A 26,791-nucleotide genomic window follows, 5' to 3' on the forward strand; every position below is an offset into this window, starting at 1 on the left:
CGCATACAGTTGAAATGCGGAAGGGCGGGATCGGGTGATCCCGCCCTTCTCGTTTCAGACCGCCGCGTGGACCACGCCCTGCGCGCGCTCGGTGTTCGAGAATACCCACAGCACGACGGCGCCGATCCAGCCGGCGTTGAACAACGCCAGCGCGACCCACACCGCGCCCGATGATGCGCGGCGTGGGCCCGGTCCCGGCGTGATCTCCTCGTGCCGCCGGAACATTCGTGCGACGTCGCGCAAGTGGAGCAGCAGCCAGATTCCTGCGATCAATGTGGTAACGGCGCAAAGGCCTAGCAGCGCGGCATAGAGCCAGAGTGGCATAGGAGTGGTTTTCCTGTCGGTTGAGCCTACACAGCCGAGCTGAAACGGCGCGGGGAGTGCTGGCGATAAGGATCGAATTGCGCGGCGATGCTGCGCGCATAGGGCACGGCAGACGGGGCAAGTTGAAGCTGCCCGTCTTCTATTCTGCACAAACCTTCCCGCATGAACGGCTCCAGCCGGTCAGCTGTCTGAGCCAGGAGATCGCCGTTCACCGGGGCGCGGCCCTGGCACAGCAGCTGCTCGATCACCTCGCCCCGGCGCTGGTCGTCCGCGGAGCGCTCGATCCCGTGAGCAGCCGGCAGCATGTCCTGGGACAGCAGCATGCGGTAGCGGCCGGAGTTCTTCTCGTTCTGCACCAGTACGCCCGGAAACTTGCTGATCGCTGATGCGCCGAGGCCAATCAGAACCGGAGCCTGATCGTCGGTAAAGCCCTGGAAGTTTCGGCGCAGCTGTCCGGTCTGTGCCGCCTGTGCCAGAGGGTCTTGAGGCAGGGCGAAATGGTCGAAGCCGATCGGCTGGTACTCTGCTTGCACCAGCTGGCGGTATCCCTGTTCCGCCATGGCAAACCGCTGCTGCTGGTCGGGCAAGGCAGTGGCGTCGATCCGCCGCTGGCGCGGTATCAGGTGCGGTACGTGGGCATAGCCGAACAAGGCGATCCGATCCGCACCGAACGCGGTTGCCCGGTCGAGCGTCTCCGCCAGATCATTTTCGCTCTGTCCCGGCAAGCCGTACATCAGATCGAAGTTCAAGGATGTGATCCCCGCCTCGCGCAGCAGCTGGACGCTGCTTTCGATCATGCCGATCGGCTGGACGCGCCCAATCGCCTCCTGAAGGCGCTGCGAGAAGGTTTGCACGCCAAGGCTGGCGTGCGTCGCTCCGACGGCGCCGATCACCGTCTCCCACCCGCCTGATAGCGTGCGGGGATCGAGCTCGATCGAGACGGTCGGGTTGTCGATCGCGAAGTTCAGAACCAGCGAATCGAACAGGCGGACAAAGTCGTGCGGAGCGATTGCGTTCGGGCTGCCGCCGCCGAATGCGATCCGCCGGATCCGTGCGGAGGCCGGAAGCCGTTCCGCGACCAATGTGATTTCCCGATGCAGGGCATCGAGGTAGCTGCTCAGCCGCTGGTGCCGGTTGGCGGCCCCGGTGTTACACCCGCAGTACCAGCAGATCCGCTCACAGAACGGGATATGCAGGTAAAGCGAGACGTCGCCTTCGGCAGCCTCGATCGCGTTGGCGAGATCGGCGGGAACGATGCGGGAATGGAATTCCGCGGCGGTGGGAAAGCTCGTGTACCGCGGCACCGGTGTGGCGAGCAGTTCAGGGTGATAGGTCCACATGACAGGCTGCTTCGCTTGATTCGCGAGGTAAATCATTGCGTTCGGTCAAACCGCTTGCGGCTGCTGCTCGTGTGGCAGCCTTTCGCGCAGCACGGTGCATTGCCGCTGCCGGGCACCGGCTGGTCGAGCGGGATCACACCGCCACCGCACAAGGCCAGAGTCAGCGCATGACTTTGCGCCTGTAACGGACCCGCCATCGCAGGGATCAGCGCGACCGAGGCCATCAGGGCAAGGCCGGGGCTCATCGATCCTGCTCATCGATCAGGATACGGTTCGCTGCGCCTTCAGGATCGTCGAATTGCCCATCGCGCACGGCCCAGAAGAACCCGGCGAGGCCAATCAGGCCCAGGCCGAGCGCGGCTGGTATAAGGAACAGGATGCCGTTCATTTTGCGGCCCTCGTCAGTCGCAGGGAGTTGGCGATCACGACCAGCGAACTGACCGACATGGCGACAGCGGCGACCAGCGGCGTCACCAGCCCGGCCATCGCCAGCGGGACGGCCAGCAGGTTGTATCCGATCGCAAGCCCGAAGTTCTGCCGCACGACTCGCATCGTGGCGCGTGAGGCGGAAACCGCCCGGGGGAGCGCAAGCAGCGATTCGGACACGAACACCAGGTCCGCCGCCTGGATGCCTACGTCGCTCGCGGATCCGGGGGCGATCGAGGCATCGGCGGCAGCGAGCGCCGGGGCGTCGTTAAGCCCGTCTCCCACCATCAGCACCTTGCGGCCGCCCTTTTGCAGGCGAAAGATCGTGTCCTGCTTTTCGGCGGGGGTGGCGCTCGCCTGGGCGGTCAGACCCAGCGTTCGGGCGACTTCCGCCACCGCCGCCGGATTGTCGCCCGACAGCATCGTCGCCTCAACCTTGAGTGCACGCAGGCGGGCCAGCGCTTCTCCAGCGTCTTGCCGCAGGCGGTCGACATACAAGATAAGGCGCGTAGGCAGCCCGCCGATCGTCAGCGCGACTGCGATCCCGTTGGCGCTTTCCGGCCGCCGCAGGGCAACGTCCACGCCGCGCCAGCACCCGAACACGCCGGTTCCCGGTTCCTCCGACACCCCGCTGAGCGTGGCCGCGCGGTGTCCCTTCCGCGCCAGCGCATCGGCGAGCGCGCGAGACAGTGGATGGCGGCTGTGGGATGCAAGGGCGAGGGCAATCCCCGCTTCGTCAGGGTTCAACGCGGCCAGCGCGGCTTCGTCCGGCACCGGACGGCCGAGCGTCAGGGTCCCCGTCTTGTCGAGCAAAGCGCGGTCGATCATCGCCAGCCGTTCCAGCGCGGAGCCGTCCTTCACCATGATCCCGGCGCGGAGCAGGGCGCCGCTCACCACCACTTGGGCGACCGGCACGGCGAGGCCGAGCGCGCAGGGGCACGTGATGATCAGCACCGCGACGCCGATGACCAGCGCCTGGTAGAGGCTTGCCCCCGCCAGCAGCCAACCGATCACCGTCACGGCCGCAAGCGTGTGGACTGCCGGTGCGTAAAGCCGCGCCGCCCGGTCTGCTATCCGCACATAGCGGGAGCGGTTCTGGCTCGCCGCTTCCATCAGCCGGGCGATCTCAGCCAGGGTGGTATCCTGCCCAGTGTGGGATACCCGCACATCCACCGGCGCATCGAGGTTGAGCGTCCCCGCGAGCGCCATGTCTCCGGCACCCATGGCTACAGGCGCGGATTCGCCGGTCAGCAGCGATTGGTCGAACCGGCTGTGCCCGGCGATGATCTCCCCATCGGCCGCAAGCCGCTCCCCCGCGGCGACGCGCATCACCATTCCCGGGGCAAGCTCACCGGCCTTTAGCCAGGTCAGCGAGCCGTCCAGTCCGATCACGGTCGCGCCCTGTGCCGCCTGGCTAAGCAGTGCATCGACGCCCGCCCGCGCGCGGTCCCGCATCATGGCGTCGAGCACACGCCCGGCAAGCAGGAAGGTAAGCAGCATCAGTGCGCCGTCGAACCAGGCGTCATGCCCTCCGGTCGCGGTTTCGTAGAGGCTGAGTCCGGTGGCGACGATCACGCCGATCGAAATCGGCACGTCCATGTTCGTCCGTTTCCGGCGCAGGGCCTGCAACGCCGAACGGAAGAACGGCTGACCGGCAAAGGCGATCGCCGGAACCCCGATCAGCGCGGAAAGCCAGTGAAACAGCGACCGGGTGGAACCATCGGCCCCCGACCAGACGCTGACCGACAGCAGCATCACGTTCATCGCCGCGAACCCGGCGACCGCAAAAGGGGCGAGCAGCGGGCGAGCGGCGGAAACCGGCTTCGCGAGTTCGTCCTGCCGGACTTGCGTTTCGAACCCCAGACTCTCCAGCGCCGTCACGAGCTCGCGGGTATCGAGATCGGGCGAGTGGCCGATGGTGGCAGTGCGGGCGGACAAGTTTACCCGCGCCTCAAGTACGCCGGGGACGGCGCCTAGGCCGCGCTCGACCTTGCCCATGCATCCGGCGCAGTGCATCCCCGGCACCAGCAGCACGGTGCGGACCGTCTGGTCGGTGAGGGGGCTGGTCAGCGCGTTCACCGCAGTTCCTCCTCACGCCGCCAGGTCTTGCCTGCGGAGACGACTTCAAGGCGAAGCAGCCAGCGTCCGTCCGGCAGAACTTCCCGCGACAGGACCTGGTCCTTGCCGGTGGAGACGAACGTGAAGGCATGGTCGGGCATGCGGCCCAGAGGGTGGCGGGCGACGCCGGTCACCTCGGCGCCTTCGGGAACTCCGGACAAGGCGACGGCGAGCCGCCCGTCCGGCCGCCAGGCGGTCAGCGCGTCCCAGCCAAGCGCACGCTCGGCCTCCGCTTCATCGAGCCAGCGATTGAATTCCTGGCTCGCGACGTAGGAGTTTTCGACCACGATCCCGCCGAAGGTGGCGGTGGCGAAACGCGCCATGGTGAAGTTCACCGCGATGACGATGCCGAAAAACGTGACCAGAACAGCGGCCATGTGCCGTCCGGTGAAAGGTTGGGAACGCTGGGCCATGGTTAGTCCTCCGGCGCATTGAAGCGCGCCTGGCTGCTGTCGGCCTCTGCCTGTTCGTCCAGTGATGTGACGGAGAAGGCAAAGTCCTGTTCGCGGGTTTCAGGCGGGGCGATCACGTAGACGCGCAGCGGCTGCGCCCTGTCGGCGGGGATCGTGCGGGTGAGGGCGCGCGCGGCATCCTCGCGTCCGATTTCGTCGGTCCACATGGTGGCGGAAGGGAGCCCTTCCAGCGCGATCCGCATCGCGCGCGGGCGGCTTTCCATGTTGCGCAGCTTGATGGTGTAGGCATTGCGCACCGATCCGTCGCTCATCAGCATGAAGGGCGGATTGCGGTCCTGAGCCACCGAAATGTCCAGATGCGAACGGGTGCCGAGCGCGAACAGCAGTCCGGAGCCAATACCGCCCCATGCGAGGAAATAGACCGCCGTACGTGGGCGCAGCAGCGCCTTCCACGGCGGCCGGGCCGCGGCGCCCGTCTTCTCCCGGTCGCAGTCCTCCAGCGTTGCGTAGTCGATCAACCCGCGCGGACGGCCGACTTCGTCCATCACGCGGTCGCAGGCATCGATGCACAAGCCGCAGGTAATGCAGCCGACTTGCGGCCCTTCGCGGATATCGATGCCCGTCGGGCATACGGACACGCACTGGTTGCAATCGATGCAGGCACCGAACAAGTCCGGTTTCGCCTGCGATTTCTTCAGGCTGGCGCGGGGCTCGCCCCGCCAGTCCTTGTAGGTGACGGTCAGCGACTTCTCATCCATCATCGCCGACTGGATGCGCGGCCACGGGCACATGTAGATGCACACCTGTTCCCGCATGAAGCCGCCCAGCGTAAAGGTCGTGGCGGTCAGGATCGCGACGGTGATGTAGGCGGAAGCGGCGGCCTCCCCCGACCAGAAATCGCGCACCAGCGTGGGCGCATCGGCGAAATACATGATCCAGGCGCCGCCGGTCCAGAAGGCGATCACGAGATAGATCGTCCACTTGAGCGATCTTTTCGCGATCTTCTTCGGACCCCAGGGCGCCTTCGCCAGCCGCATCTGCGCATTCCTGTCTCCATCGACGAAGCGGTCGACGTGCTGAAACAAGTCGGTCCAGACGGTCTGCGGGCAGGAATAGCCGCACCAGGCGCGGCCGACCGCGCTGGTCACCAGGAACAGCCCAATGCCGGCCATCACCAGAAGCCCGGCCACGAAGTAGAATTCGTGCGGCCAGATCTCGATGCCGAACATGTAGAACCGCCGATGGGCGAGATCGATCAGCACCGCCTGGTCAGGCGCGTAGGGGCCGCGGTCCCACCGGATCCACGGCGTGGCGTAGTAGATGCCGAGCGTGATGAGCATCATCAGCCACTTGAAGCGGCGAAACCGGCCGTCGATCTTCTGCGGGTGGACGGCCTTGCGCTTCTCGAACAGCTGCGGACCGCCGCCCGGCGCTCCCGCTGCCCGCGACGTGGCGGAAGCGGGCGCGGGCGGGCGGGTGTCTATGCGGTCCACCGCACGGGGCTGCCGGGCTTTGCTAAGGTCGTTCATCGACTTGCACCGCCGGGTCCGCGGCGACCTCCACGAAGTCCTCGCCTCCCCCAAGCGAGTGGACATAGGCGGCCAGCATCTTGATGGTGACCGGGTCGAGACGGTGGCTCCACGCCGGCATCACACCGTGGCGCGGAGTGCTGATCTGCTGGACGACTTCTTCCTTCGTCCCGCCGAAAAGCCAGATGGCATCGGCAAGGTTCGGCGCGCCGAACTCCCGGTTTCCAGCTCCGTTCATCCCGTGGCAGACAGCGCAGTTGTCCAGGAAAAGCTGCGCGCCCGCCACATCACCCTGCGCTTTGCCGGAAAGGCTCAGCACATGGTCGGCGACCTGATCGATCCGGGCCGGCGTCAGAATGCCGTCGCGGCCGAACGCGGGCATCAGGCTGGTCCGGGTTGCGTCGTCCGCGGGCTGGCGAATGCCGTTGAGCAGCGTAACCTCGATTGCCCGCAAGTCTCCGCCCCAAAGCCACTCGTCGTCATTCAGATTGGGGTAGCCGCTGCTGCCCGCGGCTCCGGCTCCGTGGCACTGGACGCAGTTGACCTTGAACGCCGCCCGCCCGCCGGCCACCGCCGCACGCATCAGTTCCGGACGCGAGGGCAGGGTTTCGATCGGAAGCGGGGAAATCGCGTCGCGCAGCGGGCCCTTTTCCTCCTCGGCCCTCGCTACCTCTCGCGCCAGTTCCCCCCGACTGGTCCAGCCGAGCACCCCGTGCGTGCCTTCGCGGATCATCGGCCAGGCCGGGTAGGCGATGACGTAGCCGATGGAAAAGACGATCGTGGCGTAGAAGGTCCACAGCCACCAGCGCGGCATCGGGGTGTCGAGTTCCTCGATCCCGTCCCACTCATGGCCGACGGTTTCGGTGCCGGTCGGCTCGTCGATCCGTTTACCGGCCGGCTTCTTCGGGCGCTCAATCGCCATCGTTCTCGTCCTTGAAAATCACGTTGGCCGCATTGTCGTTGTGGTCGTGGGCGCCCGGCCGGAACGGCCAGGCGATCAGCACCAGGAACACGATGACCATCGCCAGCAGCCCCCAGCTGTCCGCGATGTGCCGCAGCATGTCGTAGGTGGAGTGCTCGCTCACCGGCCTTTCTCCGCGGCCAGTTCCTCCTGCGCGGCGACGCTGTTCACATCGACCAGGGTGCCGAGCATCTGCATGTAGGCGACCATCGCGTCCATTTCGGTCAGGCGGTTGGGATCGCCGTCGAAGTCGCGGATCTGCGCCTTCGGATAGCGTTCCGCGAAGTCCTCGGCATCGACCTCGGGATTGGCCTGCGCCTTGATGTCGATCAGCGCCCGCTCGATGTCCCGTTCCGAATAAGGCACCCCGACGGCACGCAGCGCCTTCAGCTTTTCCCCGATCCGGGACACGTCGATGTCCGCATCCGCCAGGAAGGAGTAGGGCGGCATTACGCTTTCGGGGACGACGGAGCGGGGATCCTTCAAGTGCTGGACGTGCCATTCGTCGGAATAGCGCTGGCCCACGCGGGCAAGGTCCGGCCCGGTGCGCTTCGACCCCCACTGGAACGGGTGGTCGTACATCGATTCCGCGGCAAGACTGTAGTGGCCGTACCGTTCCACTTCGTCCCGGAATGGGCGGATCATCTGGCTGTGGCAGGCATAGCAGCCTTCCCGCACGTAGATGTCGCGCCCGACTTGCTCCAGCGGGGTGTAGGGGCGCATCCCCTCCACCTTCTCGATCGTGTTGTCGATCCAGAAGAGGGGCGCGATTTCCACCACGCCGCCGATCGCAACCGCGATGAAGGCGCCGATGCCGAGGAGCGTGACGTTCCGCTCCAGCTTCTTGTGGTTTTCCGTAAAGGTGCTCATGGCAATTCCTACTCGGCCGGGACGGCGACGATCGGGCGATCGGCCGCGGGGTCGTGAGCCGCTTCGTTCATCGGCGCTTCGACGCGCTGTTTTCCAAGGATCGTCAGCCAGACGTTGGCGACCATGAAGAGAGCGCCGATCAGGTAGAGCGAGCCGCCGACGGCGCGCAGCAGATAGAGCGGGTGAAGCGCGACGACCGTTTCGACGAAGCTGTTCACCAGGTATCCGTCAGGCCCGTATTCGCGCCACATCAGGCCCTGCATGACGCCCGCGACCCACATTGCGGCGGCGTAGAAGACGATCCCCACGGTCGCGAGCCAGAAGTGCCAGTTCACCCAGCGCAGGCTGTAGAGCCGTTCCCGCTGCCACAGCCGGGGCACGAGGTAGTAGACCGCCGCGAAGGAGATCATCCCGTTCCAGCCCAGGGCGCCTGCATGGACGTGGCCGACGGTCCAGTCCGTGTAGTGCGACAGGGAATTGACGGCCTTGATGCTCAGCATCGGACCTTCGAAGGTCGCCATGCCATAGAACGCGAGCGCCATGACCATCAGGCGGATGATCGGATCGGTGCGGACCTTGTCCCATGCGCCGTTCAGCGTCATCAGGCCGTTGATCATCCCGCCCCAGCTCGGCATCCACAGCATGATGGAGAACACCACGCCCAGCGTCTGCGCCCAGTCGGGCAGGGCGGTGTAGAGCAGGTGGTGCGGCCCGGCCCAGATGTAGAGGAAGATGATCGACCAGAAGTGCAGGATCGACAGGCGATAGCTGTAGATCGGCCGTTCAGCCTGCTTCGGCACGAAGTAGTACATCATTGCGAGGAACGGCACGGTCAGGAAGAACGCGACCGCGTTATGGCCGTACCACCACTGGGTCAGCGCATCCTGCACCCCGGCAAACACCGGATAGGACTGCGACCCGACGATCGACACAGGCACCGCAAGGTTGTTGACGATGTGCAGCATCGCGATCGTCAGGATGAAGGACAGGTAGAACCAGTTGGCGACGTAGATGTGCGGTTCCGCCCGGCGGGCGAGGGTGCCGACGAACACGACTAGGTAAGCCACCCAGACGATTGTCAGCCAGAGATCGACGTACCATTCGGGCTCGGCGTATTCCCGGCTCTGGGTCACCCCCAGAAGATATCCGCTCGCCGCCAGGACGATGAACATCTGGTAGCCCCAGAAAACGAAACGGGCGAGGCCAGGGAAGGCAAGCCTCGCCCGGCACGTGCGCTGGACCACGTAGAACGACGTGGCGATCAGCACATTGCCTCCGAAAGCGAAAATCACGCCCGACGTATGCAGCGGCCGCAAGCGACCGAAGTTGAACCACGGCTCGAGGTTGAGCAGCGGATAGGCGAGCTGCAGCGCGATGAGCAATCCGGCGACCAAGCCGATGACGGCCCAGAAGACGGTGGCGATCATTCCCCAGCGAACCGGATCGTCGTCATAGCGCGAAGGATCGGTGGGGGTGCGCAGGATGCCCTGGGCAATGCCGGCGTAGTCGGCACTGCCGACCGTCCACCACAAGCCGACAAGGGCGGCAAACGCAACGATGCCCATGTGGACGGCGAACCCGCCATCATGGGCTAGCGCTGCTCCCGCAAACGCGAGCAGCAGCAACGCGAGCCACAGGCCCGCGCGCGAAACTACGGTATCCATTGAGTGTCCCTTCCCTTGGAACTCGATGGAACCGCTGTGCGACTTTGCGTCGCAGCAAACATTGACCGGGATCAAATGGCGGCCTCCGGTAAAGTACGGAGGCGGCACGATTATGCCGTCAGGGAAACTTCTAACGGGTTGAACTTACCGGCTAACTCGAGAAGCGCAGCACAGGGAAGTGGGGTGGCCGATCTGATGCACTCACGCCAGAGGCCGTTCAGCCGGCCATCGCCTCCAGCGCCGCCCGGTCCAGGATGTGGACCTCGCGGCGAGAAGGCAGGTCGATCACGCCTTCGCGCTTGAACCGGGCGAAGTTGCGGCTGACCGTCTCGATTGTGAGGCCCAGCACGTCGGCAATCTGCTGACGGGAGAAAGGCAGCTCGAACTGCGTCAGCGGCTCTCCCGACAACGGATTGCTGCCTGGCTCAACCAGCCGCTCCGACATGTCGATCAGGAACGTGGCGAGCTTCTCCTCGGCGTTCTTGCGGCCGAGCAGCAGCATCCACTTGCGGGTCCGGTCCAGCTCGGCCAGCGTGCGTTCCAGCAGCTTGTGCTCCAGCCGCGGATGCTCGCGGGCGAAGGTGTCGAATTCCTTGCGGGAAAAGACGCAGACGTTCGCCTCGCTCAGCGCTTCGACACCGTACGGCGTCGTTGCGCCGAACGGGCGGCCGATGAAATCCGAGGCGTAGACGAGGCCGACGATCTGCTGCCGGCCGTCGGCCGTACCGGTCCAGAGCTTCAGCACCCCGTCGATCACGTTGGCGACCAGGACCGCGTCCTCGCCTTCCCACAAGAGCTGTTCGCCGGCCGAAAGCTTGCGCTGCCGCCCGATGGAATTCAGCGCCGCGATCTCCTGCTCATCCAGATCGGCGCAGATCGCTCGTTTCCGAACGGTGCACGCCTGGCAGAAGCTCTTGTCGATGGGGGAGGCAGCCGGTTTGGTCATCAGGCGGTGATACAACCCGCTGCAGCCCTGTGCCAACCGGAGGAAGGGTGTGGGGCCAAGGAGATGGTGCCCGGGGACGGATTCGAACCGCCGACACTGCGATTTTCAGTCGCATGCTCTACCAACTGAGCTACCCGGGCGTCGCTATCGAAACCGGTCCTGCGAAAGGTCCGGTGAGCGGCTGGGATGCGCCTATGGCCAAGCCTGCCGCGCTTGGCAAGGCCTAATCATTGCTGCGGGCGCACGATCATTCTTCGGGCGCAAGGTCGCTTTCGCTCGCCGGGGGCCCGGGCACCGCATATCCCTCGTTGAACCACTGCGCGAGATCGCGGTCGCGGCAGCGCGAGGAACAGAAAGGGGTGAATTCCTCACTGCGGGGTTTCCGGCAGATCGGGCAGGGGCGGGACTTGCTCATCGTTCGATCAGTTGGGCGTGCCCGGCCTCGATGGCAAGCCCGAGGTCTGTCGCCCAACGAATCTCACGGCCCGTGCGGCGGGAAAGTTCGTCCTGCCATTCGGGCGTGATCCTGGCCTGCACCGCGGGATGTGCGGTCAGCAGTATCGCGCCTGCGCCCTCCAACGCTTCGGCGCGCCGCAGCAGCAGGCGAGCGGCCGCACCGGTCGGCGCTTGTGCCACCCGATGAAGAATCGATACCCGTTCAAGCCGGGTGACCAGCTGGACGAAGCCGAAGCCGTTCATCGCCGTGCGTTCGTGCGGCCAGCCGGTAAGCGCATCCTCCAGCGCCTCGTCCACTGCGCGCCGATCCGCTTTTGCGGGAAGAGTGGGGAAATCGATCCCGATCGAACCGCCGATGTCCAGCCGCCGCAGCAAGTCGGCAATCGGCCTGACCGCCGCTGACGCGAGCGCAGCTGGTGGCAGCGCCCCGTCGATGTCGATCAGCGTCATCGCCGGAGTCGGGCTGAGCAGCAGCGATCCTCCGGCAAAGGCGGTCTGCCGAGTGAAAGCATCGGCCAGCACGTCTTCCCAACCGGCCACTGGAAAGCGGCGCACAATTTGCGCCTCGGCCCCGTCCGCCCGCAGGCTTTCCGCCACGGTGGGAGCAGGACGCACCGGCTCATCCGTCGGGCGCGCATGGGCAAGCTTGATGCGGCCGCTTTCGGCCACGGCCGGGCGCGTAACCTTGAGCCGGATCGTCGCCCCTTCGCTGGCCGTGCGTGGCAGGCGACTGACCAGCGCCTCCTCCCCGCTGGCGAAGCGGGCGGTTGCCCGGGGAGATCCGGCAGTGCGCGAGACAAGCCGCGCGTCCTCAATCAGCCCGGTCTTCAGTCCCTCGGGCCAGTCAAGCCGGGCGGCGAGTATCGTTTCGCCATCGAGCAGGATCGCGCGGTCTTCGCCGATCCCGCGTTCCACCAGCCACTCAGGCAATCGGGAAACCCGCGCTTTTCAGAAGGGCACGCGTTTCGAACAAGGGCAGGCCAACGACGCCGGAATGGCTGCCTTGCAACCAGGCGATCAGGCCTTCGGCGCTGCCCTGGATCGCATAGCCGCCTGCCTTGCCGTGCCATTCGCCGGAAGCAAGGTAGGCGTGGATCTCTTCTTCGGACAAACGCTTGAACCGCAGCTGCGTCTCGCTCAGGCGCTCGCGCACCGTTCCATCCGGCGCGCGCAGGGCGATGGCCGAAAACACCCTGTGACGGCGGCCCGATAGAAGTTCGAGACACTGGCGCGCAGTGGCTTCATCCTCCGCTTTGGGCAGGATGCGGCGGCCGACCGCGACGACAGTATCTCCGGCAAGAACGTGCGCTTCCCCGCCTGCGACAGCCTCAGCCTTTTCACGCGCCATGCGCTGGGCGTAGGCGCGCGGCAGCTCACCCTTGCGAGGGGTTTCGTCGATATCCGCCGCGATGATGCGCGCAGGCTCAATCCCCAGCCGCGCAAGGAGTTCGCGCCTTCGGGGACTCGCGGAAGCGAGGATGAGAGAGGGCGTAGTCACGCCCACCCGATCAGGACGGACCCGGGCCGCCCCGGCCTGGCATGAAGCGATAGGTGATCCGGCCCTTTGTCAGATCGTAGGGCGTGAGTTCCACGAGGACTTCATCGCCCACCAGCACGCGAATGCGGTTCTTCCGCATTTTCCCGGCAGTATGGCCAAGGATTTCATGACCGTTTTCGAGCTCGACCCGGAACATAGCGTTAGGCAGCAGTTCGACCACCTTGCCGCGCATTTCGAGGAGTTCTTCTTTGGCCATCTAGTTCAATATCCGAGACGATTTCTGCATTGCCGCGCGCCATAGCGGCGGCGGGACAAAAAGGGAAGCCTCCCGCGCGAGGCAGCCGCACTGGTCGTCCCCCTAGCAGTGTATGCGGCGACATGTCCGATACACTTGCGACACTTTGTTACCATCTGCGGCTTGCTCGCGGTCGCCGCACCGTAGCAAAGCTCCGGTCAAGCCGAAGAAACCGAGGAATGACCGTGCGCCCTTATCGTTTTACCAGCCTTGCCGCGCTCGCCCTTGGCCTTGCGATGCCAGCCTATGCCCAGGATGCCGAGCCGGAGACCCCCGTCCCCGGTGAAGGGAGCGAGGCGCCCGCACCCGACGAAACTCTGAACGAGATCGTGGTCATCGCGCAGAAGATGCGCGGGCAGGTGGATGCGCCCGAACCGCCGATCCTTGAGCTGGATGAAGAACAGATCGCTTCGTACGGCGCGGGATCGCTCGCCGATCTCGTGGCGGCGCTCGCGCCGCAGACGGGAAGCGGAAGCGGGCGCGGCAGCGGTCCTCCGGCTTTCCTGGTCAACGGCGTGCGCGTGTCCAGCTTTCGGGAGATGCGCTCCTACCCGCCGGAAGCGATCCGGCGCGTGGAGGTGCTGCCGGAAACGGTGGCGCAGCGCTACGGCTTCCCGCCCGACCAGCGTGTGATCAACTTCATCCTGAAGGACCAGTACGCCAGCCGGGAGATCGAGCTGGAGTACGGCCAGCCGGCGGAAGGCGGCTACTCGACCAAGGAAATCGAGGCCACGTTGTTGCGGATCGCGGGGCCGAGCCGCCTGAACCTGAACCTGGAACTGAGCGATTCCAGCTTGCTGACGGAAGCCGAACGGGGCGTTGTCCAGGCGGAAGGCAGTGTTCCGACCGTGATCACCGACCCCGATCCAGCGGCTTATCGCAGCCTCGTTGCCGACAGTGCGGATTACGAACTGACTGCGAACTGGACTCGGTCTATCGGAGAAAGCGGCGGGTCGCTCAGCCTCAACGGCACGATCGAACGGAGCGACAGCCTCGCGTTGTCAGGGCTGAATACCGTCTCGCTGATCGATCCTGATGCCCCGGACGTGGCAGTGTTGCGCAGCTTCGGCGATCCGCTGGAGCGCTGGGCCCGCACCGACACGCTCGCCGCCGGCGCCACACTCAACACCTACGCCGGGGACTGGCAGCTGACCGGAACGGTGGACGCCAGCCACGCACGACTGGTCAACCGGATCGATCGCCGGGTCGATACGGACGACCTCTTGGAAGGTGCCGCAGCAGGCCTGTTCGACCTGACCGGCGATTTGCCTGACGTCGCGGATGCTAGATTCGACGAGGCTGTCAGCAAAACGGATAACGCAACGCTCAAAGTAACCGCGATCGGGCGGCCGATCCGGCTGCCCGCTGGTGAGATTTCCGCCACTCTCGACGCTGGGTACGACTGGAGCCGCATCCAGAGCGAGGACACGCGCAATCTGGGTCTGGATACAGACGTCACTCGCGGCAATCTGAATGCCGGGATTACGCTGGGTATCCCGCTGGCCAGCCGGCGCGAGGACGTCTGGTCGTTCCTGGGCGACTTCACGCTCAACTTGACGGCCGGGGTCAATCACTTGTCCGATTTCGGCACGCTGACCAACTGGAGCACAGGTTTTACCTGGGGCGTGACCGAGCGGCTCAATCTTCAGGCGAGCTATATCGTGAAGGATGCCGCGCCCTCGCTCACCCAGCTCGGCGCTCCGGAGATCATTACCCTCAACGCGCCAGTCTATGATTTCATCACAGGCCAGGCGGTGCTCGCCTCCGTGGTCAGCGGCGGCAATCCCAACCTTGCGAAGGAACGGCAGAACGATCTGCGCCTGGCCGCGTTCTGGGAAATTCCGTGGTTCCAGCGGTCGAACCTGCTGCTCGAATACTTCCACAACGACTCCGAGAACGTGTCAGCAGCCTTTCCCTTGCTGACCCCGGCGATCGAGGCAGCGTTCCCCGGCCGCGTTACGCGCAGCGACAGCGGGCAACTGCTTGCCATCGATCAACGGCCGGTGACGTTTGCACGCCAGGAAAGCTCCCGCATCCGGTACGGGATAAATCTGGCGGGGCAGATCGGAAGGACGCCTGATGAACCTGAAGAGCGCGGGTTCGCCGATCGCCCCGGCGGTCGCAGGGACGGGGGCGGTCCTGCTGCGCAATCCGCTTCCGCCGCTCCCCCGGGGCAGGGCGGTGGCCCCGGGGCAGGTGGCCAGTTCGATCCGCAGCCCGTTGCCGCCCTGCGTGAACGGCTGTGTGCTTCTGACGCGCAACAGACAGCCGATCGAGCTGTCACCCCAGAAGATGTGGCTGCCTTGCCCGAAGGGCTGCAAAGCCGCTTGCGCAACCCGGACGGCACGATCAACACCGAACGGCTGGCGGCCTTTCGTACGCGGTTGTGCAGCCAGGACGGAGCTGCGGGTTTGCCGGGCACGGGCGCCCAAGGTGGCGACGCGCCGCCTGCCGGAGGACGTCCTGCGGGCGGCCGCGGACGGGGGGGACCCGGCTTCGGTCCCGGCGGACCGGGCGGAGGAAACGTCGGCCGCTGGAACTTGTCGCTAACCCACTCGATCGAACTGGAGAACGAAGTCCTGATCGCGCCCGGTGGGCCGCTGCTGGACTTGCTGGGTGGTGACGCCCTGTCCGGCGGCGGCGTCTCGCGCCACACCGTCACTCTGGAAGGGGGCGGTTTCTACAAGGGCTTCGGCGTCCGCGTCTCCGGTAATTATCTGAGCGGAACCGACGTCAGCGGCACCGGTCTCCCGGGCAGCAGCGACTTGCGTTTCGGGGATCTGGCGACGTTCAACCTGCGCTTCTTTGCGGACCTCGGGCGGCAGCAATCACTGGTGGAGGCGGTGCCGTTCCTGAAGAACACCCGCGCATCGTTCAGCATCGACAACGTGTTCGACGCACGGCGCCGGGTGACGGATGAGAACGGCGTCGTCCCGTTCAGCTACCAGCCTTACCTCATCGATCCGGTCGGGCGTTTCTTCGAAGTGGAGTTCCGCAAGCTTTTCTGACGGTTTGCTGCGCGCGGAAGGTTTGAGAACCGGGCCTGCATCCCTATGTTCGGATGCATGGCCCGCACTCCCGCCGGAACTCCTTCGAACCCCGCAGGTGCCGAACGCTTTCATGAGGAGCGGGCGACCTATACCGTGCGCGGATCGGCTCAACCCGACCTTGAAGCCGGGATCAAGGCGATCCGCGAGACCGTCCGGACGTTGAAGCCCAAGCCGGGCGTCTACCGGATGCTCGATGCCCGGGGCGACGTCCTCTACGTGGGGAAGGCGCGGGCGCTGAAAAATCGCGTGGCGAATTACACGCAGGTCAGCGGACTTACCAACCGCATCCAGCGGATGATCGCCCAGACCCGGTCGATGGAAATCATCATCACCAGTTCGGAAGCCGAGGCGCTGCTGCTGGAAGCGCAGCTCATCAAGCGCTTCCGTCCGCCCTATAACGTGCTGCTGCGGGACGACAAAAGCTTCCCCTTCATCCTGCTGCGGGCCGAACACGCTTTCCCCCGCCTGATGAAGCATCGCGGGGCGCGCAGGATGAAAGGCGACTATTACGGTCCGTTCGCCAGCGCCGGGTCCGTCAACACCACGATCAATGCGCTTCAGAAACTGTTCCTGCTGCGCAGCTGCACCGACAGCTTTCTTGCCCGTCGGGACCGGCCGTGCCTGCTTTACCAGATCAAGCGCTGCTCCGCCCCGTGCGTCGGGCGAATTGGGCCGCAAGACTATGCCGAGTTGGTGCGGCAGGCGAAGGATTTCCTCGGCGGCAAGTCGAGCGCGGTGCAGCGTGAGATCGAGGCCCAGATGACCGAAGCGGCCGAGGCGATGGATTACGAACGCGCGGCGATGCTGCGCGATCGGCTCCGCGCGGCAACCTTCATTCAGGGCACCCAGGCTATAAACGGGGAAGGGGTCGGCAACGCGGACGTCTTTGCGCTCTCCGCCAAGGGCGGGCAAGTCGTGGTGCAGGGCTTCTTCATCCGCGGCGGACAGAACTGGGGCCACCGCGCGTTTTTCCCCACTCACACGCAAGGGGTGGAGGAGGATGAAATCCTCTCCGGCGTGCTTGCCCAGTTCTATGAGGAAGTGCCGCCGCCCAAAATCGTGCTGGTAGATCGGGAACTGCCGGACCGTGAACTGCTGGAAGAAGCGTTGAGCGCAAGCGCCGGCTACAGGGTGGCGATCAGCGTCCCTCAGCGGGGGGAGCGGCGGCGGCTGATGGACCAGGCGAAGCGCAACGCGGTGGAAGCGCTCGACCGCCGCCTCGCCGAAAGCGGCACCCAGGCCAAGATCATGCGCGAACTCACCGAATTTCTGGAACTGCCCGAGACACCGGCGCGGATCGAGGTTTACGACAACAGCCATATCCAGGGTACCAAGGCAGTCGGCGCGATGATCGTCGCCGGGCCGGAAGGATTCCTCAAGAACCACTACCGCAAGTTCAACATTCGTGAGGCCCAGTCGAATGACGACTTCGCAATGATGCGTGAGGTAATGACCCGGCGCTTTTCCCGCGCGCTGGAAGAAGACCCCGATCGCGACAGCGGCTTGTGGCCTGATCTCGTCCTGATCGACGGCGGCAAGGGGCAGATGAGCAGCGTCAGGGATGCCCTGGAGGATCTGGGGATCGAGGACGTGCCGCTGATCGCCATCGCCAAGGGGCCGCACCATGGCCGCGAAGGACGGGAGGTGTTTCATTTCCCCGATGGCCGGGAAAAGACCCTGCCAACCAACTCACCCGTGCTGTTCTATCTCCAGCGCTTGCGGGACGAGGTTCACCGCTTCGCCATCGGCGCCCACCGGGCGAAACGCAGCCGGGCGATCACTGCAAGTCCGCTGGACGAGATTCCCGGCATTGGTCCCGCACGGAAGCGCGCGCTGCTGCTGCATTTCGGCACGGCGGGAAGGGTTCGCGCTGCGGGCCTGGAAGATTTGCAGCGGGCCCCGGGGATCAGCGAAACCGTGGCTCGCTTGATCTACGATTTCTATCATCCCGGCGGATGACCGCATGCAGAGCGACCAAGCGCCCGGCACATCCGCCGGTGCGACTTGAAAAACTTGTCCGGCGGCTGGAAAGACCCTTCTGCTCAAGCGTTTGGTACACGGCGAGCGGATTTGTGGCTGGATGTCGATGCAAGAAATGCGGAAGATTTGGATGGCTGGACAAGGTGCTGGGCAGAAATCGGTACAACCCGGCGAGATCGAGCGCGCTCTGGCCAGCCTGCCGGATGAGCAACGCGATGCCGTGCTGCTGGTGATGGTGGAAGACCATTCGTATCCGGAAGCGGCGGACATCGTCGGCTGCTCCATCGCGACACTGGCCACGCGGCTGGTCCGCGGCCGCAACGCCTTGCTTGAAAGGCTTGGGGACGCCCTGTGAAGGTTTCGGCGGAGGAGTTGGCCGCCTATGCCGATGGGCAGCTCGAACCGCGGCGCCAGGCCGAGATCGCCAGAAGCGTTGCAGCGGATCCCGCACTGGCTGCCGAGGTGCGTTCGCATCGGGCGCTGAAGGCGAAGCTGTCAAGCCATTTCGCTCCGATCCTTTCCCCTTCGACCCCGGAAGCCAAGCCGGCGCGCCCCGGCGATCGCGTGCGCAAGCCGGCAACTCCCAAGGACGCCCGCCCCCACCGCAAGCCGGGTAACCGCCCACTCTGGCCGTGGATCCTGATCGCGGCCGTCGCCGGATTTCTGGTAGCGCTCCTCTTCTTCCCCAGAGGCGAAGCCGAACCGCCACCTGTCGGCGGCACGTATCTGGAAGCGCCGGTGGCGCAGGCACTGGACGAGCAACTCGTCGCGACCCAACCGGCTGAGGCGACCACGCGCATCCTGATCAGCTTTCGCAACGCGGATGGCGAGTACTGCCGCGTGTTCAGTGGAGCGCAGGAGGGCATCGCCTGCCGCGACAGCCAAGGCTGGCGTCTGATTTATCCGGGTGAGGGGGGCGTCAGCGGCGGAGCATCCGACCTGCTGACCCGCGCACAGGAAATGGCCTCCAGTCCGGCTTTCGACGCGGCGGAAGAGCAGGACGCGCTCGACAGCGACTGGCGCTGATCCGCTGGAATCGGTTCCGGGTCCGAACCGCCACGCGACCTGAAGTCTGCGGAGCCAACCTAGAAGGCGGGCTCGTACCCCGGAGGCAGATCGCCCCCGCTCTGCGGACTGGCCGGGGAGTGGATGCCGCACTCCGTCTTGTCCCACCCTGACCAGCGTCCCGCACGCGGGTCTTCGCCCTCGGCAACCGGGCGGGTGCAGGGGGAGCAGCCGATCGACGGGTATCCCTGCGCCACAAGCGGATGCGGCGGCAGATCGTGTTCCGCGAAATAGGCGGCGATCTGGTCCGCGTTCCAGTCGATCAGCGGATTGACCTTGAGCCGCCCTTGCGCGTCCGAACCGTCAATCTCGAACCGCGGCAGGGTCGCGCGCGTGCTCGACTGGAAAGCCTTGCGCCCGGTGATCGAAGCATCCAGCCCGGCGAGCGCCTTGGCCAGCGGGCGAACCTTGCGCAGATCGCAGCAACCGTCCGGGTCCCACGACCAGCGGAGGCCATTCTCGTCCTTCGTGCCAAGCTCTTCCGCATCGGGCACGAGGTCGCGGACATCGGTGAGTCCGAGCCGATCCACCAGCTGATCGCGGTAGGCGATCGTTTCGGGGAAATGCTTGCCCGTGTCCAGGAACAGCACCGGGGTAGCAGGGGCGATCTGGGCGATGAGGTGCAGCAGCGTCGCGCTTTCCGCGCCGAAGCTCGAGACCACCGCCACTTCACCCGCAATCCCGTCCTGCAGCACGGCGGTGAGCATCTCACGCGTGTCCGATCCGCGGAAGATGCGGTTGAGGCGGATTGCGTCCGCCTCGCGGAAGCGAGGGGACACATCGATCCGGTCGAGAGGCCGAGTGTGTGTGCTAGCCATTCTGTTCCTGGTTCCGCCCGTGCCGCAGGTTCCAGATTGGAACCCGTGCATCGGCAGCAGGCTGATAGACATGGGGCCAGCGATCGAACGCGGCCTTTGCGTCGGTCTCGTCAAGCGGCTTGTCGGGGGCGAAGGCGTCGAACCCGCAGCGCTTCATCTGGCTGAGCTGGTCGATCAGCACATCGCCGACCGCGCGCAGTTCTCCCGCGTAACCGGCTTCGCGCAGGATACGGGCGACCGAATAGCCCCGCCCGTCGGTGAAGGCCGGGAAGTTCACCTCGACCAGACCGATGCGCCCGAGATGCGGTAGCAGCTTCCGAGCGTCGTCGCCCGGTTCGACTCGCACGGCCGTGGCGTTGGTCTGGTCGATGAAAGCATCGACCGTCACGGCAGGGTCCATCAGAGGCTCGTCGTCACGGAAGCGGAATTGCACGTGATCGCCGCTGCCTGCGCCTTCAGAGGGAAGGGGTAGAACTTCAGCCATAGATCGCCTCCTTGAACGGCTCCATTCCGATGCGGCGGTAGGTATCGAGGAACCGCTCACCTTCCCCACGCTCCCGCAGGTAGACGTCGGTTGCTCGTTCGATCGCGTCGACGATTCCGTCTTCATCGAAGCCGGGACCGGTAATCTTGCCGAGCGAGGTATCTTCCGCTTCGGATCCGCCGAGCAGGAGCTGGTAGTTCTCCTTGCCTTTCCGGTCGACGCCGAGAATGCCGATGTGACCGGCGTGATGATGGCCGCAGGCATTGATGCAGCCGCTGATCTTGAGCTTCAGCTCACCCAGCGCGTCAGCCTTGCCGCCGGCAGCGAAGCGCTGGGAGATCTTCTGTGCGACCGGGATGGAGCGAGCGTTTGCGAGGCTGCAGTAATCCAGCCCCGGGCAGGCAATGATATCGTCGATCTGATCGATGTTGGCCGTGCCAAGCCCAGCCTGGTCCAGCTGCTTCCACACTTCGTACAGATCGGCCTTGCGCACGTGCGGCAGGACGATGTTCTGCGCATGCGTGACCCTCAGCTCGTCAAAGCTGTACCGTTCCGCCAGATCCGCCATCAGGCGCATCTGGTCAGCCGAGGCATCGCCCGGAATCCCGCCGACCGGCTTCAGGCTGATCGTGGCGTTGATGTAGCCAGCCTGTTTGTGGGCCATGGTGTTGCGGTCGACCCACAAGGCAAAGTCCGGATCCGACCGGTCCAGCGCATCCAGCGCGCCGTGTTCGAACGCGGGATCCTGGAAGTAGGTACGGATACGCTCGAGCTCTGCCGTCGGCGGTTCGATTCCCTGGCTGAGGAGGTGAGCGAATTCCTCTTCAACCTGGCGCGTGTATTCGTCCGCACCCATTTCATGAACGAGGATCTTGATCCGCGCCTTGAACTTGTTGTCCCGGCGCCCGTAGCGATTGTAGACCCGCAGGCAGGCTTCCGAATACGTGATCAGCTGGTCCAGCGGCACGAAGTCGCGGATCACCGGTGCGATCATCGGCGTGCGGCCCATGCCGCCGCCAACGTAGAACCGCGCACCCAGCTCGCCTGCTTCATTGCGCAGAATGCGAATGCCGATGTCGTGCAGCCGCATGGCCGCACGGTCCTGTTCCGAGGCGATCACGCAGATCTTGAACTTGCGCGGAAGAGTGAGAAATTCCGGGTGGAAGGTCGACCACTGGCGCAGCAGCTCGGCATAAGGCCGGGGATCGACTTCCTCATCCGCTGCAGCACCGGCATACTGGTCTGAGCTGATGTTGCGGATGCAGTTACCGCTGGTCTGGATCGCGTGCATTTCAACCTTGGCGAGATCCGCCAGGATGTCAGGCGCTTCTTCGAGCTTGATCCAGTTGTACTGGATGTTCTGGCGGGTAGTGAAGTGACCGTATCCGCGGTCATACTTGTCGGCGATGTCGGCCAACGCACGCATCTGCGCGCTGCTCAGGGTACCATAGGGCACCGCGACGCGCAGCATGTAGGCATGCAGCTGCAGGTAAAGCCCGTTCATCAGCCGCAGCGACTTGAACTGGTCTTCCGTAAGATGGCCTTCGATACGCCGACGCACCTGGTCGCGGAATTCCTCGACGCGGGCGTCGACCATGGCCTGGTCGTAATGGTCGTACTTGTACATCAGATCACCCAGTTTCCGGCTTCGGGATCGGCCGGCTTCAGTGTCAGGTCAGGACGGACCGTCGGCCCGAGTGCGCGAATGCGGTCCTTGATGTGAGCCGGGCGAACGCGGCCTTCCGCCGACCGTTCACCGTCGATCGCATAAGGGACATTTACCCGGCGCGCGGCTTCCTCGCGCGCCATGATCGTATCGGCGTCATCGCCGGCATCGACTGCGTCTTCCACGTGGAGAGACCAGCCCCGGCCATCCCACCACACGACCGCGCCGCTCTTCAGATCGTTGCCCGTCAGGATCTTCATTCATGCGCCTCCAGCGCCATTTGCTTGAGCGCGGCGTCATCCCGCGCAGTTACCGAGCCGATCACGATCAGCGCGGGGCTTTTTACCCGGTGTTGCTCGACAAGCTGGGGCAGTCCGGCCAGCGGACCGCGCAGCACCCGCATGGCGGGACGGGCTGCGTTCTCGATCAACGCCACCGGGGTTTCAGGGGAAAGTCCGTCTTCCATCAGCTTTTCGGCAATCATCGGCGCCGTCTTGACGCCCATGTAGATCACCAGCGTCCGCCCTTTTCCGGCAAGGCCGGCCCAATCCTGCTCCGCCAGCCCCTTGCACTGCCCGGCGACGAAGCTGACGATGCTCGCGTCCTCGCGGTGGGTCAGCGGGATCTGCGCGGCGGCGGCCGCGCCCATCGCGGCGCTGATACCGGGCACGATCTCGACCGGGATTCTAGCGGCGTGGCATGCCTCCGCTTCCTCGCCGCCACGGCCGAATACCAGCGGATCGCCGCCTTTCAGCCGCACGACATCGCGCCCCGCCAGCGCTTCACGCACCAGCAAGGCGTTGATCTCGTCCTGCGGCAGCGTGTGGCGGGCGCGACTTTTCGCGACAGATACCAGTTCGGCATCGGGACGGGCCATCGCCAGAATTGCGGGATCGACCAGTCCGTCGTGCACGATCAGTCCGGCTTGCTCCACCAGCCGCGCAGCGCGAAGGGTCAGCAGGTCCGGATCCCCCGGGCCTGCACCAACCAGATAGACGGTGCCGCTTCTTTTCATGACGGCGAGATGGGCGGGGAAGGGGCGATCTGCCAGCGAGAATGGTTTTGGGAAGGGTTAGGTGAGCTTTAGATGCCTTCGTCGGAGGGGCGGTGCTCAGTTCCAGCACGCTGCGAAATTGCCGCGATAAGCTGCTGGAATTGAAGGTTGTCACGCAGATTGAGATCCCGCTGCGGGAAGGGGATCTCCACTCCGTTCTCCTGGAACAGCCGCCACAGGTTCTTCAGCACCTCGGACCGGACATTCCCGACTCCTTCCTCCGGATCCCGGATCCAGCAATGGATGATGAAGTTGACGGAGCTTTCCCCGAACTCTTCAAGCCAGACCGTAGGAGGAGGCGTGCTGAGCACACGTTTCGCTGACTTGGCCGCTTCCAGCATCAGTTCCTCGGCCTTGTCCATGTCGCACGTATAGGAAATTCCGGCCCGCACCTGGATGCGCACGTCCCTGCTGGAATAGGACCAGTTCTCCACCTGATTGATCATCAGCTGTTCGTTCGGGATCAGGTACTCCCGCTGGTCGCGCGTCGTCACGGACACGGCGCGGATGCCGATCTTCCGGATCTGTCCAAAGGTCGACGTGCCCGCCTGATCGGATACGGCGATCACGTCGCCCGGCTTGATCGAGCGGTCCATAAGCAAGATCAGCCCGGCGATCAGGTTACCGAAGGTCTTCTGCAGGCCGAAGCCGACAGCAAGACCGAAGGCGCCTGAAAACACCGCCAGCGCCGTCAGATCGATCCCGAGTATATCGATCCCGATCAGGATGGCGAACGCCCAGATCGCCATCGACAGCAGCTTTTCGCCCAGCAGGCGCTGGGTCGCATCAAGCCGCGTCAGGCGGCTGAAGGTTCCCATGCCCAGGCTCGTGGCGATCCGGGCGAACACGACCACCCCGATGATCACGAGCAGCACGACGAGCACGCTCCAGAGCGAAAACCGCGTGTCGCCAAGGGTAACGCCGACCGCATCAAGTCGTTCTATGAACTCACCGACGGTGAGATTGCGCTCCGTCACCGCCTGCTTGATCGATTCAGCGCCCTCGATCGTCTCTTCGATCCCCGTCGGCGGCTCGCTCGGCAGGATTGTCGGCGGCGGCGCGTCCGAGGGAACCGCGGTCGCGGTATCTGTTGCAGCGGGATCGGGCGCCGTGGCCGGAGTCATGCTCGTTCCATTGCAGCAAATGCCTGTTCAAGATCGGCGATCAGATCGGCCGGGTCTTCCAGTCCGATGGAAAGGCGCACGCCCAAGCCGCCGGGCGCAGCCATCGCGGTGCGGATGCGGCCGGCTTCGAACGGGATCACCAGGCTTTCGTACCCGCCCCAGCTGTAACCGATCCCGAACAGCTCCAGCGAGTCGATGAAGCGGGCGCGCGCCTGCTCCTCGCTTCCCCGCAGGACGAAACTGAACAAGCCGCAGCCCCCGGTGAAGTCTCGCCGCCACAGATCATGGCCCGGCGAGTCCGGAAGCATGGGGCAAAGCACGCGCGCAACTTCGGGGCGGCGACTGAGCCATTCGGCGATGGCGATCGCGCTCACGGTTTCGCGTTCCAGCCTCAGGCTCAGGGTCCTTAATCCCCGCAGCGCCAAGGCCGCGTCGTCCGGGGAGACGACTTGTCCCAGTGCCTGAGAAGTCAGGCGCAACCTGTTGTAAACTGTTGTTGTGGCCGCAACCGATCCCATCATCAGATCCGAATGGCCGCCGACATGTTTGGTCAGCGACATGATCGAAACATCGCAGCCCTGCTGGAGTGCGGGAAAACCAAGCGGGCTAGCCCATGTGTTGTCGATCAGGCTGATCGCCCCCTTTTCGCGGGCAACGGCGGTCAGCGCCGGTACGTCGCAGATTTCCATGGTCAGGCTGCCGGGAGATTCGAGCAGGACAGCTTTGGTGCGATCGCAGAAGTGGCTTGCAAACCCTTGAACATCCAGAGGATCGAAGAAGCGGGTTTCTATGCCGAGGGGGTCTAGCAGGCTCCTGGCCATGGTCCGACTGGGTTCGTAGGCGTTGTCGGTCATCAGCAGCACATCGCCGCTGTTCAGCACCGCGAGCAGGCTGCCCGCGATCGCCGCTACTCCGCTGGGAAACAGCAGCGTGCCTGCCGCGCCCGGCTCAAGCCCCGTCAGCGCGTCGGCAAGTGCCCACTGCGTCGGAGAGCCGCGCCGCCCGTAATAGAATTCTCCGTCCCGGTTCGGCCGGCCGCGCCTCAGGTCGGCGCTGTCGGCGTAAAGGTGCGTGCTCCCACGCCAGACCGGAGGATTGACTACCGACCCGGTCCACTCCTGCCGCCGCCCGGCTGCAACGAGACGGGTGGATGGCTTTTTGCCGCTTCCTGAGCTCATGCTGCGCCTGTCGCCTTTGGAGTGGTGGGATCGGCGGCCCACTCGCTCCAGCTGCCGTCATACAGTGCGATATCGTCCTTCCCCAGCCGATGAAGGGCAAACAGCAGCACCGCCGCCGTAACCCCGCTGCCGCAGGTCGTGACGACCGGCCTGTCCAGAGCGACCCCGGCCGCTTCGAAGGCACGGCGCATATCCGCCGGATGCTTGAATGTCCCGTCCTGACGGTAGAGCTGCCCGAACGGCAGGTTCAGCGAATGTGGAATGTGCCCGCTCGGGATGTTCCCTCGAAAATCCGGCTCCTTGCCCGTGAAGCGGCCTAGACTCCGGGCGTCGACAACTTGCTCGGCGCCTGAGTCGATGTTTTGGAGCATGTCCTGCTTGGAGCGCACCCGGTTAGAACTCCCGTCACTCCTGAACTCCGCAGGGGCAAAAGCCGCGCTGCCGGACTCGAGCGGCCGCCCTTCGGCACGCCACTTCCCCAGTCCTCCGTCGAGAATCGCCACTTGGCCCGCACCGAACAAGCCGAACATAAACCAGGCTCGGGCGGAGGTTTTCACCTCGCTATCGTCATAGACCACGATCCGATCGGTTTCTCGCACGCCGAGCTGCTGCATCCGTGCCGCGAATTGCCCGGAGGTGGGCAAGGCGGATGGCACCGGGCTCTGGCTGTCGGTCAGGCTGGCAAGGTCGAGGAAGAGGGCGCCGGGTATGTGCGCCGCCTCGAATTCGCTGCGCGCGTCGCGGTCGGTGGTGGGAAGGTGGCTCGACGCATCGAGAATTCTGAGGTCGGGCGCGCCGAGTTCGGCAGCGAGCCAGTCGGTCGAAACGAGGCTTTCCATGGTCAGGAGGGTTATACCCTGATCTTTCTCAGGTCGAGAGGGCGAGGTGCCGCTTGTTTCGGCGGCTGCTTCGCGCCATCTGCCGGGCATGAGTGATCCGCAACCTGCAGACCAGCCGCTTCACCTCGGCCAAGCCAGCCGCTTGCCGGCTTCTCCAGATGAGGCAGTGCTCGATTACGTACCCAATCCGCGGCGAGGCACGTTGTACCTCGTGCGCTTTGCCGCGCCGGAATTCACGTCCTTGTGCCCGGTGACGGGACAGCCGGACTTCGCGCATCTGGTGATCGATTACGCCCCTGGCGAAACGATCGTGGAATCTAAGAGCCTGAAGCTGTTCCTCGGTTCGTTCCGCAATCACTGTGGCTTTCACGAGGATGTGACCGTCGGGATCGGGCAGCGCCTGATGCGGGAAATGGAGCCCCGCTGGCTGCGCATCGGTGGTTATTGGTACCCGCGCGGCGGAATCCCTATCGACGTTTTCTGGCAGTCCGGCTCACCGCCTGAGGGGCTCTGGGTGCCGGACCAGGGCGTGCAGTCCTACCGCGGAAGGGGATAAGCTGCTCAAGCTCTTGGCTTGCCGGAGCTTGTTCCTCTTGCCCCGGCCAAGCTTGTTCGACTAGGCTCAGGACCCATTAAAGGGATTCCCAAAGCAGCGCAGATTTGATTCACAGGCGGCGCAAGGAGGCGCTGTGA

General features: G+C 65.0%; 29 protein-coding genes and 1 tRNA gene. 5 read left to right on the forward strand and 25 right to left on the reverse strand.

Annotated elements, in window-relative coordinates:
- Positions 1 to 54: 54 nt before the first annotated feature.
- The 17 genes from ELY13_RS11420 to infA form a co-directional block, all read right to left on the reverse strand.
- Positions 55 to 324, reverse strand: coding sequence for a hypothetical protein (locus ELY13_RS11420; protein ID WP_126174049.1), 270 nt, complete (start codon positions 322 to 324; stop codon positions 55 to 57).
- 26 nt (positions 325 to 350) lie between these two features.
- Positions 351 to 1,664: an oxygen-independent coproporphyrinogen III oxidase gene (gene hemN / locus ELY13_RS11425; RefSeq protein WP_126174050.1), complete on the reverse strand. Its 1,314-nt coding sequence runs from the start codon at positions 1,662 to 1,664 to the stop codon at positions 351 to 353.
- 32 nt (positions 1,665 to 1,696) lie between these two features.
- Positions 1,697 to 1,909: a hypothetical protein gene (locus ELY13_RS11430; protein ID WP_126174051.1), complete on the reverse strand. Its 213-nt coding sequence runs from the start codon at positions 1,907 to 1,909 to the stop codon at positions 1,697 to 1,699.
- Positions 1,906 to 2,052, reverse strand: coding sequence for a cbb3-type cytochrome oxidase assembly protein CcoS (gene ccoS, locus ELY13_RS11435; protein WP_126174052.1), 147 nt, complete (start codon positions 2,050 to 2,052; stop codon positions 1,906 to 1,908). The genes ELY13_RS11430 and ccoS overlap by 4 nt, the downstream gene beginning before the upstream one ends.
- Positions 2,049 to 4,169 (reverse strand): heavy metal translocating P-type ATPase, encoded by a 2,121-nt coding sequence (locus ELY13_RS11440; RefSeq protein ID WP_277600655.1) that lies wholly within the window; start codon positions 4,167 to 4,169, stop codon positions 2,049 to 2,051. The genes ccoS and ELY13_RS11440 overlap by 4 nt, the downstream gene beginning before the upstream one ends.
- The gene (locus tag ELY13_RS11445; RefSeq protein WP_241233668.1) at positions 4,166 to 4,585 is read right to left on the reverse strand and encodes a FixH family protein; all 420 of its coding nucleotides are present in this window, start codon (positions 4,583 to 4,585) and stop codon (positions 4,166 to 4,168) included. Before ELY13_RS11445 ends, ELY13_RS11440 begins: the two co-directional genes overlap by 4 nt.
- A 38-nt stretch (positions 4,586 to 4,623) precedes the next feature.
- Positions 4,624 to 6,150: a cytochrome c oxidase accessory protein CcoG gene (ccoG, locus tag ELY13_RS11450; protein WP_126174054.1), complete on the reverse strand. Its 1,527-nt coding sequence runs from the start codon at positions 6,148 to 6,150 to the stop codon at positions 4,624 to 4,626.
- On the reverse strand, positions 6,137 to 7,072 hold the full coding sequence (gene ccoP / locus ELY13_RS11455) for a cytochrome-c oxidase, cbb3-type subunit III (RefSeq protein ID WP_126174055.1): 936 nt from the start codon (positions 7,070 to 7,072) through the stop codon (positions 6,137 to 6,139). Before ccoP ends, ccoG begins: the two co-directional genes overlap by 14 nt.
- On the reverse strand, positions 7,062 to 7,235 hold the full coding sequence (locus ELY13_RS11460) for a cbb3-type cytochrome c oxidase subunit 3 (protein ID WP_126174056.1): 174 nt from the start codon (positions 7,233 to 7,235) through the stop codon (positions 7,062 to 7,064). Before ELY13_RS11460 ends, ccoP begins: the two co-directional genes overlap by 11 nt.
- The gene (gene ccoO / locus ELY13_RS11465; RefSeq protein ID WP_206436046.1) at positions 7,232 to 7,981 is read right to left on the reverse strand and encodes a cytochrome-c oxidase, cbb3-type subunit II; all 750 of its coding nucleotides are present in this window, start codon (positions 7,979 to 7,981) and stop codon (positions 7,232 to 7,234) included. The genes ELY13_RS11460 and ccoO overlap by 4 nt, the downstream gene beginning before the upstream one ends.
- Before the next feature lie 8 nt (positions 7,982 to 7,989).
- Entirely contained in the window at positions 7,990 to 9,645 is a 1,656-nt protein-coding gene (gene ccoN, locus ELY13_RS11470) for a cytochrome-c oxidase, cbb3-type subunit I (RefSeq protein WP_126174058.1), read from the reverse strand.
- Positions 9,646 to 9,862: 217 nt separating this feature from the next.
- Positions 9,863 to 10,591, reverse strand: coding sequence for a Crp/Fnr family transcriptional regulator (locus tag ELY13_RS11475; RefSeq protein ID WP_126174059.1), 729 nt, complete (start codon positions 10,589 to 10,591; stop codon positions 9,863 to 9,865).
- A 64-nt stretch (positions 10,592 to 10,655) separates the two neighbouring features.
- Positions 10,656 to 10,731, reverse strand: a tRNA-Phe gene (locus ELY13_RS11480).
- A 107-nt stretch (positions 10,732 to 10,838) separates the two neighbouring features.
- Complete coding sequence (locus tag ELY13_RS11485) at positions 10,839 to 11,006, reverse strand: DNA gyrase inhibitor YacG (RefSeq protein ID WP_126174060.1); 168 nt, start codon at positions 11,004 to 11,006, stop codon at positions 10,839 to 10,841.
- Entirely contained in the window at positions 11,003 to 11,977 is a 975-nt protein-coding gene (locus ELY13_RS11490; RefSeq protein WP_126174061.1) for a ribonuclease E/G, read from the reverse strand. The genes ELY13_RS11485 and ELY13_RS11490 overlap by 4 nt, the downstream gene beginning before the upstream one ends.
- On the reverse strand, positions 11,970 to 12,545 hold the full coding sequence (locus ELY13_RS11495) for a Maf family protein (RefSeq protein WP_126174062.1): 576 nt from the start codon (positions 12,543 to 12,545) through the stop codon (positions 11,970 to 11,972). Before ELY13_RS11495 ends, ELY13_RS11490 begins: the two co-directional genes overlap by 8 nt.
- 10 nt (positions 12,546 to 12,555) lie before the next feature.
- On the reverse strand, positions 12,556 to 12,801 hold the full coding sequence (gene infA / locus ELY13_RS11500; protein ID WP_126174063.1) for a translation initiation factor IF-1: 246 nt from the start codon (positions 12,799 to 12,801) through the stop codon (positions 12,556 to 12,558).
- Positions 12,802 to 13,025: 224 nt separating this feature from the next.
- Here infA and ELY13_RS11505 point away from each other — a divergent pair, with 224 nt between their 5' ends.
- From ELY13_RS11505 to ELY13_RS11520, 4 genes are all read left to right on the forward strand, one after another.
- Positions 13,026 to 15,848 carry a TonB-dependent receptor gene (locus tag ELY13_RS11505; RefSeq protein WP_241233669.1) on the forward strand — a complete coding sequence of 941 codons (2,823 nt, stop codon included), beginning with the start codon at positions 13,026 to 13,028 and terminating at the stop codon, positions 15,846 to 15,848.
- Positions 15,849 to 15,905: 57 nt separating this feature from the next.
- Positions 15,906 to 17,849 carry an excinuclease ABC subunit UvrC gene (gene uvrC / locus ELY13_RS11510; RefSeq protein ID WP_126174065.1) on the forward strand — a complete coding sequence of 648 codons (1,944 nt, stop codon included), beginning with the start codon at positions 15,906 to 15,908 and terminating at the stop codon, positions 17,847 to 17,849.
- 151 nt (positions 17,850 to 18,000) lie between these two features.
- A complete protein-coding gene (locus ELY13_RS11515; RefSeq protein ID WP_241233670.1) occupies positions 18,001 to 18,225 on the forward strand; it encodes an RNA polymerase sigma factor in 225 nt (74 codons plus the stop codon).
- Positions 18,222 to 18,896: an anti-sigma factor family protein gene (locus tag ELY13_RS11520; RefSeq protein WP_126174066.1), complete on the forward strand. Its 675-nt coding sequence runs from the start codon at positions 18,222 to 18,224 to the stop codon at positions 18,894 to 18,896. Before ELY13_RS11515 ends, ELY13_RS11520 begins: the two co-directional genes overlap by 4 nt.
- Positions 18,897 to 18,955: 59 nt before the next feature.
- Here ELY13_RS11520 and ELY13_RS11525 read toward each other — a convergent pair whose 3' ends face one another.
- The 8 genes from ELY13_RS11525 to sseA all read right to left on the reverse strand — a co-directional run bounded on the left by ELY13_RS11525 (position 18,956) and on the right by sseA (position 26,098).
- Positions 18,956 to 19,753, reverse strand: a complete 798-nt coding sequence (locus tag ELY13_RS11525) for a phosphoadenylyl-sulfate reductase (RefSeq protein ID WP_126174067.1) — start codon at positions 19,751 to 19,753, stop codon at positions 18,956 to 18,958.
- On the reverse strand, positions 19,746 to 20,237 hold the full coding sequence (locus tag ELY13_RS11530) for a DUF934 domain-containing protein (protein ID WP_126174068.1): 492 nt from the start codon (positions 20,235 to 20,237) through the stop codon (positions 19,746 to 19,748). Before ELY13_RS11530 ends, ELY13_RS11525 begins: the two co-directional genes overlap by 8 nt.
- Positions 20,230 to 21,864 carry a nitrite/sulfite reductase gene (locus tag ELY13_RS11535; protein WP_126174069.1) on the reverse strand — a complete coding sequence of 545 codons (1,635 nt, stop codon included), beginning with the start codon at positions 21,862 to 21,864 and terminating at the stop codon, positions 20,230 to 20,232. Before ELY13_RS11535 ends, ELY13_RS11530 begins: the two co-directional genes overlap by 8 nt.
- The gene (locus tag ELY13_RS11540) at positions 21,864 to 22,163 is read right to left on the reverse strand and encodes a DUF2849 domain-containing protein (protein WP_126174070.1); all 300 of its coding nucleotides are present in this window, start codon (positions 22,161 to 22,163) and stop codon (positions 21,864 to 21,866) included. The genes ELY13_RS11535 and ELY13_RS11540 overlap by 1 nt, the downstream gene beginning before the upstream one ends.
- Positions 22,160 to 22,918: a uroporphyrinogen-III C-methyltransferase gene (gene cobA / locus ELY13_RS11545; RefSeq protein ID WP_126174071.1), complete on the reverse strand. Its 759-nt coding sequence runs from the start codon at positions 22,916 to 22,918 to the stop codon at positions 22,160 to 22,162. The genes ELY13_RS11540 and cobA overlap by 4 nt, the downstream gene beginning before the upstream one ends.
- Positions 22,919 to 22,986: 68 nt before the next feature.
- On the reverse strand, positions 22,987 to 24,081 hold the full coding sequence (locus ELY13_RS11550) for a mechanosensitive ion channel family protein (protein WP_126174072.1): 1,095 nt from the start codon (positions 24,079 to 24,081) through the stop codon (positions 22,987 to 22,989).
- The gene (gene metC / locus ELY13_RS11555; RefSeq protein ID WP_126174073.1) at positions 24,078 to 25,259 is read right to left on the reverse strand and encodes a cystathionine beta-lyase; all 1,182 of its coding nucleotides are present in this window, start codon (positions 25,257 to 25,259) and stop codon (positions 24,078 to 24,080) included. The genes ELY13_RS11550 and metC overlap by 4 nt, the downstream gene beginning before the upstream one ends.
- Positions 25,256 to 26,098 (reverse strand): 3-mercaptopyruvate sulfurtransferase, encoded by an 843-nt coding sequence (sseA, locus tag ELY13_RS11560; protein WP_126174074.1) that lies wholly within the window; start codon positions 26,096 to 26,098, stop codon positions 25,256 to 25,258. The genes metC and sseA overlap by 4 nt, the downstream gene beginning before the upstream one ends.
- Before the next feature lie 88 nt (positions 26,099 to 26,186).
- Here sseA and queF point away from each other — a divergent pair, with 88 nt between their 5' ends.
- The gene (gene queF / locus ELY13_RS11565) at positions 26,187 to 26,654 is read left to right on the forward strand and encodes a preQ(1) synthase (protein WP_126174075.1); all 468 of its coding nucleotides are present in this window, start codon (positions 26,187 to 26,189) and stop codon (positions 26,652 to 26,654) included.
- Positions 26,655 to 26,791 lie beyond the last annotated feature (137 nt).

The organism is Altericroceibacterium xinjiangense (assembly GCF_003958635.1).
In the GTDB taxonomy this organism is placed as follows: domain Bacteria; phylum Pseudomonadota; class Alphaproteobacteria; order Sphingomonadales; family Sphingomonadaceae; genus Altericroceibacterium_A; species Altericroceibacterium_A xinjiangense.